Annotated in this window: 12 protein-coding genes; 9 read left to right on the top strand and 3 right to left on the bottom strand. The window is 64.9% G+C overall.

Features of this window, described 5'->3' with window-relative positions; translation table 11 throughout:
• Nucleotides 1-52 precede the first annotated feature (52 nt).
• The gene (locus QK288_RS02650) at nt 53-1,957 is read left to right on the top strand and encodes an ATP-dependent endonuclease (RefSeq protein ID WP_281266275.1); all 1,905 of its coding nucleotides are present in this window, start codon (nt 53-55) and stop codon (nt 1,955-1,957) included.
• A gap of 165 nt (nt 1,958-2,122) precedes the next feature.
• Here QK288_RS02650 and QK288_RS02645 read toward each other — a convergent pair whose 3' ends face one another.
• From QK288_RS02645 to QK288_RS02635, 3 genes are all read right to left on the bottom strand, one after another.
• A complete protein-coding gene (locus tag QK288_RS02645) occupies nt 2,123-2,773 on the bottom strand; it encodes a hypothetical protein (RefSeq protein ID WP_281266274.1) in 651 nt (216 codons plus the stop codon).
• Nucleotides 2,774-2,817: 44 nt separating this feature from the next.
• Nucleotides 2,818-3,024 (bottom strand): KTSC domain-containing protein, encoded by a 207-nt coding sequence (locus QK288_RS02640; RefSeq protein ID WP_281266273.1) that lies wholly within the window; start codon nt 3,022-3,024, stop codon nt 2,818-2,820.
• Between the two features lie 1,080 nt (nt 3,025-4,104).
• Complete coding sequence (locus QK288_RS02635) at nt 4,105-4,488, bottom strand: hypothetical protein (RefSeq protein WP_281266272.1); 384 nt, start codon at nt 4,486-4,488, stop codon at nt 4,105-4,107.
• 371 nt (nt 4,489-4,859) lie between these two features.
• Here QK288_RS02635 and QK288_RS02630 point away from each other — a divergent pair, with 371 nt between their 5' ends.
• From QK288_RS02630 to QK288_RS02595, 8 genes are all read left to right on the top strand, one after another.
• Nucleotides 4,860-6,605 carry a hypothetical protein gene (locus tag QK288_RS02630; protein WP_281266271.1) on the top strand — a complete coding sequence of 582 codons (1,746 nt, stop codon included), beginning with the start codon at nt 4,860-4,862 and terminating at the stop codon, nt 6,603-6,605.
• Between the two features lie 8 nt (nt 6,606-6,613).
• Entirely contained in the window at nt 6,614-6,793 is a 180-nt protein-coding gene (locus QK288_RS02625) for a hypothetical protein (protein WP_281266270.1), read from the top strand.
• 1,722 nt (nt 6,794-8,515) lie between these two features.
• On the top strand, nt 8,516-9,589 hold the full coding sequence (locus QK288_RS02620) for a LacI family DNA-binding transcriptional regulator (protein ID WP_281266269.1): 1,074 nt from the start codon (nt 8,516-8,518) through the stop codon (nt 9,587-9,589).
• A gap of 126 nt (nt 9,590-9,715) precedes the next feature.
• Entirely contained in the window at nt 9,716-11,020 is a 1,305-nt protein-coding gene (locus QK288_RS02615; RefSeq protein ID WP_281266268.1) for an extracellular solute-binding protein, read from the top strand.
• Between the two features lie 140 nt (nt 11,021-11,160).
• Nucleotides 11,161-12,039 (top strand): sugar ABC transporter permease, encoded by an 879-nt coding sequence (locus QK288_RS02610; protein ID WP_281266267.1) that lies wholly within the window; start codon nt 11,161-11,163, stop codon nt 12,037-12,039.
• Nucleotides 12,039-12,929 carry a carbohydrate ABC transporter permease gene (locus QK288_RS02605; RefSeq protein WP_281266266.1) on the top strand — a complete coding sequence of 297 codons (891 nt, stop codon included), beginning with the start codon at nt 12,039-12,041 and terminating at the stop codon, nt 12,927-12,929. The genes QK288_RS02610 and QK288_RS02605 overlap by 1 nt, the downstream gene beginning before the upstream one ends.
• A gap of 12 nt (nt 12,930-12,941) precedes the next feature.
• Complete coding sequence (locus QK288_RS02600; RefSeq protein WP_281266265.1) at nt 12,942-14,042, top strand: glycoside hydrolase family 172 protein; 1,101 nt, start codon at nt 12,942-12,944, stop codon at nt 14,040-14,042.
• Between the two features lie 23 nt (nt 14,043-14,065).
• Nucleotides 14,066-15,286, top strand: a complete 1,221-nt coding sequence (locus QK288_RS02595) for a glycoside hydrolase family 32 protein (RefSeq protein ID WP_281266264.1) — start codon at nt 14,066-14,068, stop codon at nt 15,284-15,286.
• Nucleotides 15,287-15,549 lie beyond the last annotated feature (263 nt).

Here is a 15,549-nt window from a genome sequence, read left to right as displayed (position 1 = left end):
CACGACGCTGTAACAATCGTTTCGACAGCGCGGCGGCGATCAAGGGGTGGATGTGCACATTGCGTCGATCAGGGTGAAGAACTTTCGGTGCCTCGAGGACGTGCGGGTCGACATGGACGCTTTGACATCGTTCGTCGGGCCGAACGGGGCAGGTAAATCGACAGTCCTCCGCGCGCTGGACTGGTTCTTCAATGGTGAAACACGCCTTGTCGACGAGGACGTGTACTCGGGGGCCGTCGATGACCGGCGGATCAGCGTCGAGGTCAAGTTTTCTGACCTCACCGTTTCGGATCGCGAAGCCCTTGGAACGACGTACGCTCCCCCCGGTTCCACGACCTTCACCGCTTGGAGAATTTGGGACGACGGCAGCGACAAGATGACTGCTCGAGCACGGTCGTTCCCAGCGTTCGAGGAGATCCGAAACGTGGGATCAGCAAGGGAAAAGAAGGGTCTCTGGAATGACCTGATCGCACGCGGTGAAGCGCCCGGGCTCCCGGCGTGGACGAATCTCGGTGCTGCAGACCAAGCGATGACGCTATGGGAGAGCGACAACCCTGATCGTCTTGAAGAGACGGAGACGGGCGTCACGCACCTGTTCGGCTTCAACGGGCAGAACAAGCTGTCGGGACTGTTCGACTTCGTGCTCGTAACGGCGGATCTTCGCGCAAGCGAGGAGAGTGTGGAGGGCAAGAAGACGATCATCGGACGAATCCTGGAACGCGCGATCGACCGGGAAGGTGCCAACACAGCGTTCGAGGCTCTTGCGAAAGAGGTCAGCGAGAAGCAGACGGCGATCAACGAGAAACACCTCGGCAAGCAGCTCGACGACCTGGCTGAAGCGCTGACCGCCGAGGTTCGCGCCTTCACCGCTGGCCGCGGTGTTCGACTTCACCCACGTACCCCGGACTTACGCCCCAGCCCGGCCTCCATCAGCGTCGCCATCAGCGACGCTCTGAACGAGACCAGCGTGGACCGGCAGGGACACGGCTTCCAGCGCGCGCTGCTGATCTCATCGCTCAAACTGCTCGCAGCCCGAGGTGCCCAAGGCAACGACGGCAGCGTTATCTGCCTCGCCATCGAGGAGCCCGAACTGTTTCAACACCCCACCCAGGCACGAGTCTTCTCAAACGTGCTGCGTGATCTCGCCGACGACCCCGCGGGCGGGCTCCAGGTCATGTACGCGACGCATTCGCCATACTTCATCGACCCGCGGTTCTTCGATCAAGTTCGCCGTGTCACTCGCCGTCAGCATGCGCCGGACGAGCATCCATCGGTCAGCGTCCACGTCGCGTCTCTTGATGCCGTCACCAATCGACTCGACGGCTTCGAAGTGACCGACGCCGCCCTGCGGTCAAGGTGGGATCAGGTTTGTACGAAGAACCTCGCCGAGGCGTTCTTCGCGGACGCCGTCGTCTTGGTTGAGGGTGACACTGATAAGGGCATCCTCGATGGCATCGCGGCACGTGAAGGACAGACCGCTCTGGAGGTGCAGGGTGTGACCGTCGCTTACTCCGGAGGAAAACAGCACCTGTTCATTCCTCACGCAATCCTCGCGGAGCTGTCCATCCCGACGCTTGTCGTGTTCGACAATGACAAGGGCGGCGGGTCGCGGCTACGGGCCAACGGGAGACCCGAGAAGGCCGCTGCCACTGAGGCGAACGAGATTGCCACAAACCGTCGGCTACTCGCGTACTTGGGTGAGACTGTTGTCGACAACCCCGAGGGACAGGTAAGCGCCACTGTTCACGTGTGGGCAGACCGGCTTGAGGATGTGATCGAGAACGAGTGGGGCGACTGGGACAGCACTCGACAGTCGATCGTTGACAGCGGTCGTGGCGCAGCGGGCAAAAACGCAGCGACGTACGCCCTAGCTGCGCAGGAGTGCCTTGTTGCCCCCAGTGGTGAGCTGATCAAGGTGATGGACGCCGCTCGCGCACTCGTCACCTCAGCACCCTGACTGCTACTTTTTTGTAATTGGCCCAGACGAACAGAAGCAGGATCGGGCGTCCTAGCTTGCTGAGGGATCGTCCATCGAGACCCTGCTCGTTCCTGGACAAGCAATCTGGCAGTAGCGCCGGAGATCGACCTCGTGGCGTGCGTCCTGCCGCAGTCAGGCCTCAGTTCAAGTACTCGCCTCCTCGGCTCCCGCTTGGAAGGATCGAGGTGCTCGTGACCAGAGGGTGGATCCGGCTGTTCCAAGGTTTGCTGCTTCTTCTTGCAGCTCGTCGCTGACGGTCTCCTCGCGTAACCATGCGCCGAGAACCATGAAGCCGGTGTGTGATGCACGCGCCACGAGTTTTCGAATGTCGACCTGACCGCTCGCTTTCACAATGTGAGGTGCGTCGTCGAGGATGTTGAGGCAGATGCGGACGATCTCTCGTACCTGAGTGTCGGTGATGAGCTCGGCGTCGACCGATAGCCCCTCGTGGCGCGATTCCCACCACAGTGGGAACGCTTCCTCAAGCTTGTCGGTTTCGACGACCTCAGTGATGGTCCCGTGGCCGGGAACGTCCATCCGCATCGGCCAGGCCTCGAAGACAAAACGTCGCTGGTAGCGGTGCGCGGCCTGGAACTCGTTGACCAGCGCCAGCACGGCGTTGCGCTCGAGTGATCGACGCTCCCGGGCGCGGTCTTCGGATCGTCGAGCGTCGTCGCGTGCGGCTGCAGTCCGTGCTTGCCGTTCCACCGACCGGGTCGTGATGTGATGTACCCAGATTGTGACGACCGCGCCGCTGAGCGCAGCGGCGATCGCGGCGAGCCACCCCAGGTCCATGCCCTGATTCTACGATCGAAGTGCCTGCACCTAGGAGGTGCGAATCATCCGATTCGGCGGTTCGCGTGCGCTCGCACTACGCGGCCGACGCGCCGCCAGGGGAACGGCTGCAGCATCGCCTCGTATAGCGACTCGTCGACGTCGGAATACTCATAGATGCCCCCGCTCGAGAACTGCACACGCATACGACGGGACGAGGGGTCGTAACCGACAGCGCTGACGTTGGTCGATGTGATCGGGTGCATCTGCATGTCGGCTCCTTTGCCTCAGTACCCCATTATCTCCTACCGCACCGACATCGACCGTCACGGCAGTGTGTGGTCACGCTGTCGGCGTCGTAGGGCAGGATGGTGCTCATGAGTGAGGCTTCCACGTTCGGCATCGACACTGCTGAGCTGCGGAAGGCGCGAGGGGCGTTCTTCACCCCTCGGGAATCTGACCACGAACCCCGCCGCGCTCGTTCCGCTCCTGGGTGTCATGATTTGGTTGCTATTTTGGTTCGCTGATGGTGTTTGGTACCACCGTCTTCTGACCGGAGCAGGGAAAGCGGCCGGTCCCGTTGAGGCCACGCTCAAGCAGAGTGGCATCGATGCTGGTCTTTCAACTTCGATCACGGAGGCAAGCCATGCGAAGTGGCTGGTCTTCAAAAGCAACTCGACTCGCAAGCTCAATACATTTTATCTCTGTGGAATTGCCATCCTTCTCCTCACGGCGGTGGGTGTCGTAGTCCTTTCGGCACAACAATCGCCGAAGGTGCATGAGTCGACTTCGACTTCGACTTCCACTCCGACTCCATCGTTCAGTCGAACGCCGTAGAGCGGTACCTGGATCCAGGCCGATAGCGCCATCCCGATGCGCTCCTTCGAGTTGCGCGCCGTTGACTTTCGCGCCGCCGAAGTTGCCGCCCTTCGTCTTGGCGCAGCGGAAGTCAGCACTTTCCAGTTGGGCGCCTTCAATCCTCGCGCGATGGAGGCGATGCGGCGGGCCGATGCTGCCCGACAGAGCGAGGAACTCGACCGCACGGAGGCTCAGCAAGCGGGTGACATGCGTGCGTCAGTCAGGGGCGGCGGCCACGACCCGATGGACGCGTCAGCGCAATCGGACTCGGAACGGTAACGGGGACATGCTGCTGGCTGGGGGATCCGTGCAGACGTGTGATCAATGCTTCACGTTGTCCGACCGGAAGCGGCGGCAGCGGCAGCTCGCTGATAGGCCGGCGCTTGTCTGAGCAGCGCGGTCTCGACCCGTCAGCGACGTCGCTTACTTCCCCGGCTCGGACGATTGATGGGTGACCCGATGCCAACCACATGCCACCACCCACAGAACGGGGTTCATGGTCGAGACGGGTTATAGCGTCGCCACCTGTGAAAGCCGTAGGGCCGATCCGGCTGAAGTGGGTATCCGCCGGCTGCCTCCACCAATGACGCGAAGGTTCCGGATGACTCAGGGGTTGAGCTGAGTGGGTGGTGCTCAACGAGCTGCCGCAGCCGTGCAAGGTCGAGAGCGTGTAGCGCCCAAAGAGCGTCTTCCAGCGCCGCCGCGGCGTGCTCGAGGTCGCCCTCGAGGAAGAACCCGTCGGCGATTGTCCGCTCGACGCTGGTGTAGGGGTAGCCATCGTCGTCCCAAACCACGTCTTCATCGTCAAGAGTCGCGGTTTCGAAGCGCACGGGGTCGCTTGCGAGACCGAGGTCTGTGGGATCCGCTCCCCAGATCACGTCGCTGAGCGCGAAGTAGCCGATTTCCCATCGTCTTGCGGCGGCTGCGCCGCCAATGACGAAGCCTGGGCTGCCGTATCCACCGGTCCGATTGCGTCGCTCTCCACTCGTCGACGCTGGCCGGGTCGCCAGCCACGCTTCCTTCTAGCCGGGGTGCTGCTGTTCTGTCTCGTGAGCCGCACCAGTCGATGACATGGTTCTTGCACCACAGTGTCTCGTGCTGTGGCACCGGCGCCGGCCGGGGCAGTGGCAGGGGTCGATGGGACACGGGCCGATATGCAGACCGACGACCCGAGCGGACTGCCGCTCACCGATGGCGGATGTGAGGCATCATCGTTGATGGCTCGACTGTGAGCCACGAGAGGATCGCCATGGCACCGCAACACGGAGTATTCGCTGACCCAAAATCCGCGCATCGGCTTCGTGCCCGCCTGATCTCGGGCTTCGCTGCGATCATCTTCGCGCTTGCTGCAGTCGTGGTTGGCGAGCCAACGTTTCGCACGTGGCCGCGGCTCGACATACCGGTCGCCGCGGCAGTCGTGCTGATCCTTCTAGCTATCGCCGCTGTCGCGGCGACATTGACATACGTGCAACTGACCCTCAAGCAGAACACGTGGTCGTCACCGTTCGAGTCGGGCACTGTGGAGCAGCTCGGGGTGACAGAGGCTCGCCAGCGGCGGGTGCTCGCGTCGGCGAAACGAACTGCCGAAACGATCTCCAGCGCGTCGGGTGGCACACCTCGGACGCTTCCGTCGCACCGGCGTTCGCTCTCTCTGTACGTCCAGATGTTCACCGATCCGAAAGCTGTCATCTCGCGCATCAGCGAGCAGATTGAGCCGCGGACCGCGAGCCAGGTGGTCCGCACGAGCTACACGATCGAAGTGCCGAACGATTTCGAAGGCCGTGTCGTCGTCCCCCTGTTCAGAGCACAGCGAGGTCGGATCCAAGACGGGCTCCGCTTCTTCGGACCAAACGAGGAGCGACTCTCGTCACTGACACACGCTGAGGGGGTCGCATACGCCTGTGGCGTCGTCCGTAGCCTCGTCGCCGCCGTTTCGAAGACCGCACTCGAGGCGTACGAGTCCTGGATCGAGGAGGAGCTGATCAAAGTGCTCTTGGACGGTCGCGTGTACTCATCGTCGAGTTCCCCGACGATCGAGGAGCGGACCAAGGAGCTGTCCGCGCTCTTCGGCAAGCTCCCTGGGGTGTCTGGCTTCCGGTTGCTGACGATCATGGAGATCTTGGCTGCGCATCTGGGCTCGGACGTCGTGTGCGTGGCGTTCGAGTTGGCACCTGCGGGCCCAACGGCCGTCCCGCGCTCAGTGCGCCTGACTGTCGAACGTGTCGATCCGAAGCAGCCCGTTGCTCCGGTAGGCGCCTCTCAGCGTGACTCTTTGAGCGAACGATGGATCCTGTCACGCCTACCGAGGCTTAGGCGGATTGTCGGAGTCGAGACCACCATCTACAAGCACTCTCTGGCGTACGCCGAGCTGAGCGACAGCTACCATCTCCAGATCGCTGGCCCGCCCGGAACCTACCTAGCGAAACAGACCATCCAGCCGCTCTCCGACGAGGCGCCGGCTGAGCTGAGCCGGTCGGCCGCGGTGCTCGGACCGCGACGAGGACAACGCCACTCTCACGCGTACATCCGCAACAGCACCGCTCCGTTCCGCACCCTCGCAGTCGCAGCGACGTTCTACGAGCGCCCCCCGGGCGCCGTCATGGCCGCCCTGCTCTCCGCGGGTGCCGCGCTCATCGTTTGTCTGCTCACCGCGTCACGCGCGTTGCTGCCAGCGGCACCGAACGAATCGAACGCGGATCTCATCGCGATCCTGCTCGCCTTCCCGGCGGGCATCGCGCTCTGGGCCGGATTCGGTGAGAACGTGCGCCAGACGCTTGCCGCTTACACGTCGAAGTTCACGACCATCCTCGCGTGTGTGTTCGCGGCCTTCGTCTTCCTGCTCGTGCGTGACGTCTCGATCGCCGCTCCGATGTGGTTCCTGGTCTGCGCGGTCCTGCTGGTGAACGTCGCCGCGTGCGGGGCGTCGCTCTACATCAGGGTGAAGACGAGTAGTATGGTGCGCTCATCGGCTCAACCGTCAGACTGGACAATATGACCTCGACAATGCCCGCCAGCGAAGTCATCCCGCTTCGCCCTGCGCTGTGGGCCGAGGGGCCGAGCTTCATCACGTCGTCGTACCTCGGTGAGAACCCTCCCGACTTGCTCGAGCGGATCGGTGTCCGCCGCGACGACGACGCGGCTGAGCTTGACGTCGCGACCCTTTTCGACGCCCAGGCGAGCTAGAACTCTTCCTCGGGAACACTCTGGCCGCCGCCTGACCGCTTCGGGGAGGTGCGGCCGGGCCATGTGAGGTGGGCTCTCAGCCCGCGTTCGATGCGTCCGCCTGATCGTCGACCGGCAGCAATGCCTACATGGGTGACGTGTCAGTGGTGCACGTCGGGGGCGTCAGCGGGTGTTGAGCCTATGAGGTGACGAACCACCCTCTTGCTTCAGACGATCCGACCGAGATCACCTGCCAGCTCTGTCGCAAACGCGTCGAGTGGAAGGCCGACCGCGACACCCAGCGCTCGCTCGCGAAGGGCATCGCAGTCCCGCATTGGCATCACGGCTCGGACCCACACTGCCGGTGAAAGGGGCGAGCCAACAGCCCTCTGCACCGCTCGACCAACGGGACGCGGCGCGAAGTGTCAGCGCCAGAGGCGACGGCGGACCTTGCCGGTGTCGTCTCGGATGGGCGCGTGCACGATAGTCCAGCTTCGAGGACGCTCGTCGGGTGTGAAGACTGACGCTGCCCAATCATCGAGCTGACCTCGGGATAGAAAGCTAGTTCCCACATCCACGACAGCGTGCACGCGCTGTCCAAGGGGGCGGTGCGATCGTGAACGTCAAGCGTCTTCGCGGATCAGGGCGGTCCGACGGCCGACTACTCCAGCGCGAAACACGGCATCCGAAGCCTTACCCGCACCGCGGCCATCCAGTTCGGGCCCCAGGGCGTGCGCGTGAACGAGCTGCAACCCGGAGCCATCGACACCGAAATGACGCAAGTGAACCCGGAAGGAGCCCAGCACGTCGCCGACACCGGGATTCCGTTGGGCCGTGTCGGCACCGGGAGCGAGATCGCTGAGACCGTAGCATTTCTCCTCTCCGACGAGGCGTCGTAAGTCACCGGCGCACACATTGCTGTAGACGGCGGCTTCTTGGCGTGATCTTCCCGCGGCAGGCTCTACGCCACACTGCACCCCACGTTGAGTTGGGATGTATCCGACGAAGGGTAGCTACCCGCCCGGCAGGCACCAGCGACGGCTTAAGTCCTTCGACCGGCTGCGCGGGCGGCGACTAGACCTTGTGCTGCGGTCCACACTCGCTCCGATCGACCGGATCGCACATGGACACAGACGCACCGTCTGATCAGGGGAAACCGCTGCACGACACTTTGCGGCGTCGGCAGCGACGACAAGTTATTTGACCAAGCCCGGAAAACCAAGGGTGCCGACGACACTTTGGGGCGCCGTGCACAGCTGTCTGTCGTCCGCCGGCTCACTTGTCCGACTGCCATCCAACGTGTCCGAGGTACGGGTGTGGACCCGTTGTTTGGAAGCACGGAGCCGCTGACTCGACAAGGGCACAGCTCAGCCTTCGTACGTCCTGGGGCGTCCGTATGGCGTGCGTGCACTGAGATAGCTCGCGGACCACCTATGTGAGACCGGGATCGCTCCGGAGCAGGGCCTTAGAAGTCCGAAGCCCCCGCAAGCACCCCTGTGCCCACTTGCGGACCGGCCATCGAGACGCCTCTCTGAAGAGTCGAGCGTCAGGTCAGGGTGTGTACGAGGTCCTCGATCAGCTGTTCGTCGAAGCCGGCACCAGAGCGTTCCGAACACGGTGTGACGCGACGTCCCCGCCCTGATCCACACGGTCGAAGAAAATCTGCGCACGGCCTTTGCGTCAAATCTGTTGACCTCCTACCGTCAGATCAACCGATTGACGAGGAGGTTGATCATGTTGACGATGAAGGATGTCGCCACCCGCGCCGGCGTGTCGATCTCGACCGTCTCGCTGGTGTTGAGCGGCCGCCACAAGGGACGGGTACGCGACAGCGTGGTCGACCACGTCCGGGACGTCGCCGACACGCTCGGCTACGTCCCCGACCTCATGGCGCGAGGGTTACGGACCCGCCAGACGCACACCATCGGACTCATCTCGGACCGCGTTGCGAGCATCCCGTTCGCAGGACAGATGATCGGCGGGGCACAGCACGTCGCGATCGACGAGGAGTACCTGATCCTGATGGTCGACACGGACGGCGATCAGCGCGTCGTCCGTGAGGCACTGACGATGCTCCTGCAGCGCAACGTCGACGCCCTGATCTACGCGTGCGAGTACCACCAGGTCGTCGTCCCACCGGTGGTCCCCGACCGTGTCCCGTTGGTCATCCTCGACGGCCGACCGAAGGACCCATCCGCCCCGATCGACTGGATCATCCCGGACGAACGCGGCGGCGCTGCCGGTGCGGTGTCCGTGCTCACCGATGCCGGCCATCGCCGCATCGGCTTCTGCACGATCTCTCGGGACCTCCCGGCGCGGGAGCTCCGCCTGCAGGGGTACGCAGATGCATTGGCAGCAGCCGGTATCCCGTTCGACCCGACTCTCGTCGTCGAGGCAGCGGAGGCGGGAACGGTGCACACGTTGGAACCTGCTCGAGCGCTGCTCGACCGACCGGATCGGCCGACCGCGGTGTTCTGCTTTGGCGATCGGATGGCGAACGCGGTCTACCACGTCGCGCACGAGCGGGGCCTTCGCATCCCGGAGGACCTGTCCGTCGTCGGGTTCGACAACCAGATCGACATCTCCGAGGGGCTCGTCCCCGGACTGACCACCGTGCAACTCCCCCACCGAGCCATGGGAGAGCTCGCCGCGCACCTCGCGATCCAGCGTGCGGGAGAAGACCCCCACACGGAACGTCACCCCACCGAACACATCGTCCCGTGCCCGGTCGTGCGTCGTGGCTCCGTCGCCCCGCCGCTGTCCCGCGTGCCAGCACCACCCAACCCGCGGACGCCCGACCCCGAACTCGTGTCCTGACCCGAAGCGCTGCACATCCCGCAGCCTGACTCGCGCTAGCCCGGAGCGCTGCCGAACCGTCGTGACCCGACGGTCTTCAGCGCGCCCGGAACAGTCCCCTGCCCCATCACGAAGAGGTGTACCCCCATGCAACGCAATCCCCGGAAGTTCTGGCGAGCAGTCGTCGGACTCGTCAGCATCGGCCTGGCTGCCACCGCGCTGTCCGGCTGCTCCAGCGCCGGCAACGGCGACTCGAAGACCTTCACCATCTGGCAGTACGAAGCGACCAGCAGCGCGCAGTACAAGGGCTGGCAGGAAGCCGTCACGATCTTCAAGAAGAAGCACCCCGACGTGAACGTCAAGTTCGTCACGACCAGCTTCGCCAACATCCAGAAGAACGGCAAGCTGCTGCTCTCCGGCAACAAGGCGCCCGACGTCCTCGAGGTCAACAAGGGCGGCGCCGATGCCGGTCAGCTCGCCTCGCAGGGCCTCCTGGAGAACCTGAACGACGAGGTGAAGAAGTACGGCTGGGACAAGGACATCAAGGGCTCCGTCGCCAGCCTGGCGAAGTACGACGCCGACGGCAACGCCGGGAGCGGCAACTGGTACGGCATCCCGAACATCGGCGAGTTCATCGTCTGGTTCTACAACAAGGACATGTTCGCGAAGGCCGGTACCACCCAGCCGCCGACCACCCGCGCCGAACTCGAAGCGGACATGCAGAAGTTCACCGAGCAGGGCACGACACCAGTGGCGAGCAGCGCCAACGGGTTCGGAGCGCTGTGGACCTGGTACTCCCTCGTCTCCGCCGGCGCCACCCGGGACCAGATCGACGACTACATGTTCCTCAAGGGGTCCCCGGACGTCGACAAGGCTCCCTGGTCCACCGGCGCCGAGGAGTTCCAGGACTGGATCGACAAGGGCTACCTCGGTACTCGACTCGCGTCGGTGACGGGCGACCAGATGGACCAGGCCTGGCTCAGCCAGAAGAACCCCATGCTGCTCGAGGACTCGAACGCGTTCACGAACATCAAGGCGTCCGCGAAGTTCGACTGGGGCACGTTCGCCCTCCCCGACGCCAACCTCAACGTCGGGTCCTCAGGTCACCTCTGGGCTGTCCCGACGAAGTCCAGCAACAAGGAGCTCGCCTACGACTGGATCAACACCACGCTCAGCCCCGAGGTGCAGAACGTGATGGGCAAGAACGCGGGGCTGCCGCTCGCCGGCGACCCGAGCGTCATCAGCGACCCGCAGGTGAAGGCCCTGTCGGAGCAGTTCCAGACCCTCGTCGACGGCGACAAGCTGTCCTACTTCCCGGACTACCCGCTGCCCGGACTGCTCGACTTCCAGCAGAGCGGCATGCAGGCCCTGACGAACAAGTCGACCACCGCCGACGCGTTCAGCAAGTCCTTCCAGCAGTACTACACCAAGGGCAAGTCGCAACTGCAGTAGCCCCTCCCGTGGGCCGCTGCTCCCCGCGGCGGCCCACGGCCTTCTCTCCTCACCGCACGGAAAGGGCTCTCGTGGCCATCCTCAGCTCCGACTTGGCGCGCCCCGCGACCAGGCACGCTCCACACCGCAGAACGCGACCGATGTCGTACTACTGGTACCTGCTGCCGATCGGGCTCGGGTTCGCCGCGATCGTCCTCGTCCCCTTCGCCTGCAATCTGTTCTTCAGCATGTTCCGGTGGAAGGGCGGTCTCGCCCCGATGGAGTTCATCGGCTTCGGCAACTACACGTCGTTGCTGCACGATGAGTTGTTCTGGTCCTCGTTCAAGAACTCCATCTACATGATCGTCGCGATCGTCGTCATCCCGACCGCGATCGGCCTCGTCCTGGCAGCGCTCTTGTTCGACTACCTCGGCCGTCAGTTCGGGCCCCGAGTCGCGAGCTTCCTCCGTGCCACCTACTACCTTCCGCAGATCGTGCCGGTGGCCGTCGCCGGGGTCATCTGGAGCTGGGTCCTCGGCGCGCAGAGCGGCGCCATCAACACCCTCCTCGGGACAGTCGGCATCGAGGGGCCGGACTGGTTGGGCGACCCCCACCTGGCGCTGTACTCGATCATGATCGTGCTCATCTGGGGCCAGATCGGATACCCGGTCGTGATCTTCATGTCCGGTCTGCAGCGTGTGGATCCGGAACTGCTCGAAGCAGCCGAGGTCGACGGCGCCGGCTGGTGGCGCCGCTTCCGGGCAATCACCATCCCGCAGATCCGTCCGGAGGTCTTCATCGTGATCCTCACCGCCACCGTCGGTGCGCTCAAGGTGTTCGCCCCGGTGCTGATCCTCACCAACGGCGGACCGGAGAGTTCCACCTACGTGCCCTCCTACTACTCGTACCTCAACTTCTTCCAGCTCTCCCGCGTCGGCTACGGCTCCGCGATCGCGACCGTCCTGACCGTCCTGATCCTCATCATCGCGTCGCTGATCCTCTGGTGGCAGCGCGCCAGCATCCGAAAGGCGGAACGCTGATGACCACCACCCTCAGCGCCCCCACGGCCGCGCCGGAAGCCGCCCCCTCTGCGCCACTGCGTCGCACTCGGAAGAGCCCGATCCGGTGGCTGCTCCTCGCCGTCGCGGTTCTCGTCGGCGTGATCCTCGCCGCACCGTTCCTGATCCTCATCCTGAACGCGTTCAAGACCCGAGCGGACTACTCGGCGAACGGACCATTCGCATGGCCGGAACAGTTCACCACCGTCGCGTTCTCGAAGTACCTCGCCGATGTCGACTTCCCGGTCGCGCTGCTCAACTCCATCCTGATCTCCGGCATCGTCGCCCTCGTCGCCGTGGTCATCGCACTCCTGGCCGCGTACGCCATCGGGATCGGTCGGATCCGCGGCGGCGCCGTCATCACCGCGATCCTGCTGTTCGCGACGATGTTGCCGCAGGAGTCGATCATCTACCCGCTGTTCTACGGCGCGCAGGCGCTCGGCCTGCAAGGGTCGATCTGGTCCGTGATCATCATCTTCTCCGTGCTGCAGGCAGCGTTCGGCACGTACCTGCTCGGATCGATCCTCGGCACCTTCGAACCCTCCCTGCTCGAGGCAGCAGCACTGGACGGCGCGAACCGGTGGCAGATCCTCTGGCGAGTGGTGTTCCCCGTCATGCGGCCGACCCTTGCCGTGCTGGTGATCTTCTTCTTCATCTGGACGTGGAACGAGTTCTACATCCCTGTCGTGATGCTCACCGATCCCACCAACCAGACGGTGCCGATCGCCCTGTCCACGCTCCAGGGCCAGCTGTCCACCGACATCACGGAACAGAACGCCGGCTCCCTGCTGTCACTGCTGCCGACCCTGATCTTCTTCGTCATCTTCCAACGCTCCCTGACCCGCGGAATCACCGCCGGCGCCGTCAAGTAAGGAACCACCCGCATGTCGTTCTCCTGGGACACCGTCCTGTCAGCACCCACCCGCGTCGAGAGCCGCTCGATCAACGCCGAGAACCCCACCGGAGCACGGGGCGCCGGCGCCACGACCGCGTCCGACCTCGGTCCCGGCCGCAAGGGCACCGCGTTCGTCCCGCTCGCCGCAGGTGCGACCATCACCTTGGCGGAGATCACCGGGCCTGGCACCATCCGCCACATCTGGATCACCGTCCCGGACCGCACCGACGGTGGCGCATTCGTCCTCCGCAACCTGGTCCTGCGGGCCTACTGGGACGGTGAAGCGGAACCGTCGGTGGAGGTGCCGCTCGGCGACTTCTTCTGCAACGGCTTCGGCGCCCGTGCAGTGGTGACGTCGATACCGATCGTGGTCGCGCCGACCGGCGGGATGAACAGCTACTTCCCGATGCCGTTCAGGACCTCGGCGCGCATCACACTGAGCAGCGAGCACTCCGATGAGATCGGTGCTGTGTTCTACCAGGTCGACTACACGATCGGTGACGAACACCCGGACGACGTCGCTCGGTTCCACGCGCAGTGGCGCCGGAGCAACGGCACGACGGCCCTGGGCGAGGACCACGTGGTCGTCGACGGCATCGCGGGACGTGGCCACTACGTCGGCACGTACGTGGCATTGTCACAGCTCGAGCGGTACTGGTGGGGGGAGGGCGAGGTGAAGTTCTACCTCGACGGCGACGCCGAGTTCCCGACGCTCTGCAGCACCGGGCTGGAGGACTACGCCGGCGGCGCATGGGCCTTCCAGGACGAACTGCGCGAGAACCCGAACCCGACGCCGCTGCCGTTCAGTGCGCCGTACTTCGGCTACCCGCACGTGTCACAGGCGGACGAGTCGAAGGGGTCGCCGTTCTGGCAGGCGATGCCCCCGGCGCACGCGATGTACCGGTGGCACCTGCCCGACCCGATCGCGTTCCGGCAGGAGCTGCGCGTCACCCTGCAGCAGATCGGCGCGGCAGAACACGGGCTGTTCGAACGCAGCGACGACATCAGCACCACCGCGTACTGGTACCAGGTGGAACCGCATGCGCCGTACCCGACACTCCCCGACGCTGCAGCGCGCCGACCCCGCTGACACGCATCGGAAGGGACCTCGAGATGCGACCAGACGCGCACTTCACGGCCGACGGGTGGATCAACGACCCGCACGGCTTCGTCGTCATCGACGGCGAGTACCACGTGTTCTTCCAGTACGTCCCCGGCAGCACCGAGTGGGAGACCGGCATCCATTGGGGGCACGCGGTCGGGCCGGATGTGCTGTCCCTGACGCTGCTCGGGAGCGCACTCGAACCGGGTGACGGCGACGACGGCATCTGGACCGGGAGCATCGTCACCGCAGACGATCGAGCACGCGCGTTCTACACCGCCGTCGTGAGCCCGGAGACACAGGTGGGTCGGATCCGGGTGGCGACCGCGGCCGACCAGGAGCTCCGGTCCTGGCAGAAGGGTCCGGTCGTCGTCGACGCCCCCGAAGGGCTCGGATTGACCGCGTTCCGGGACCCGTTCGTGTTCGACGATGACGGCGTGTGGCGGATGCTCGTCGGTGGAGCGATGGCCGATGGCGTCGCCGGGCTGCTCTCGTACTCGTCCAGCGATCTGAGGGCGTGGCACTTCGATGGCGTGGCCGCATCGCGGTCCTCACTGGCACAGCTGCCCATCTGGACCGGTGAGCTGTGGGAGTGCCCGCAACTGATCTCTGTTGACGGACACGACGTGCTCGTCTTCAGTGTGTGGGCTGCCGACACCGGGTACGGCACCGTGTACGCGCTCGGACGGTGGAGCGCGGGCCGGTTCGACGTCGAACGGTGGGGCGATCTGGCCTACGGCGCGAGCCCGTACGCCCCCACGGTGTACCACGATGCCAGCGGACGTCCGTGCATCACCTTCTGGCTCCGCGACGTCGTCGACCCTGATCGGACCTGGGCGGGTGCGCACAGCCTTCCGTGGGTGCTGTCGGTCGTCGACGGAACGCTGCGGCTGACGCTGCACGGCGACGCCACACGTCACCTCCGTTCCGTCGACATCGACGACCGAATCGAAGGTGCCTGCGTCATCCGTTGGTCACCGCGCACCGGTGAGGTACTCGAAGGCCACACCGAGACCGGTGTCGTCTGGACGCTGCAAGTTCACCAGGACGAGTTCGCCCTCGACGTCGGCAGCAGCCGCTGGAGTCTGCCACGCAGCAACGGACCAGCGGCCCTGATCCTCGACGGCCCCGTTCTCGAACTCACGCACGACGGGGCCGTGCTCGCCGCCGCGGTCGCCGCGTCCGATGCGGTCAGGCGGCGCCGGGGCGCAGCGGCCGATCGGGGCCGGTAGAGGACGAGGTGCACGCCCGCGATCTCCGGTTTGACTCGACGGTCGCAGTTCCGTGTGACCGAGCGCCGTCCGAGGCTGGGACGCGAACTGGCGCGGATTGCTGTTCCGCTGGGCAAACGGCGTCGTCGGTGCGACCCGAGAGGACACCGACGAGCGTTGGACGATCCGCCGGACTGGAGGCTCGGTGCCAGGCCGCCACGAGCCTCCAGTCCGGCGGTCGCCCGGTACCTTGCCGCAGTTCCGTCCACCGCCGTAGCCTGGCC

Origin of the sequence: Curtobacterium sp. 9128, from assembly GCF_900086645.1 — a bacterium.
Lineage (GTDB): Bacteria > Actinomycetota > Actinomycetes > Actinomycetales > Microbacteriaceae > Curtobacterium.
The sequence above is the reverse complement of the archived record's forward strand: the minus strand, read 5'-3'. Positions and strand labels throughout refer to the sequence as shown.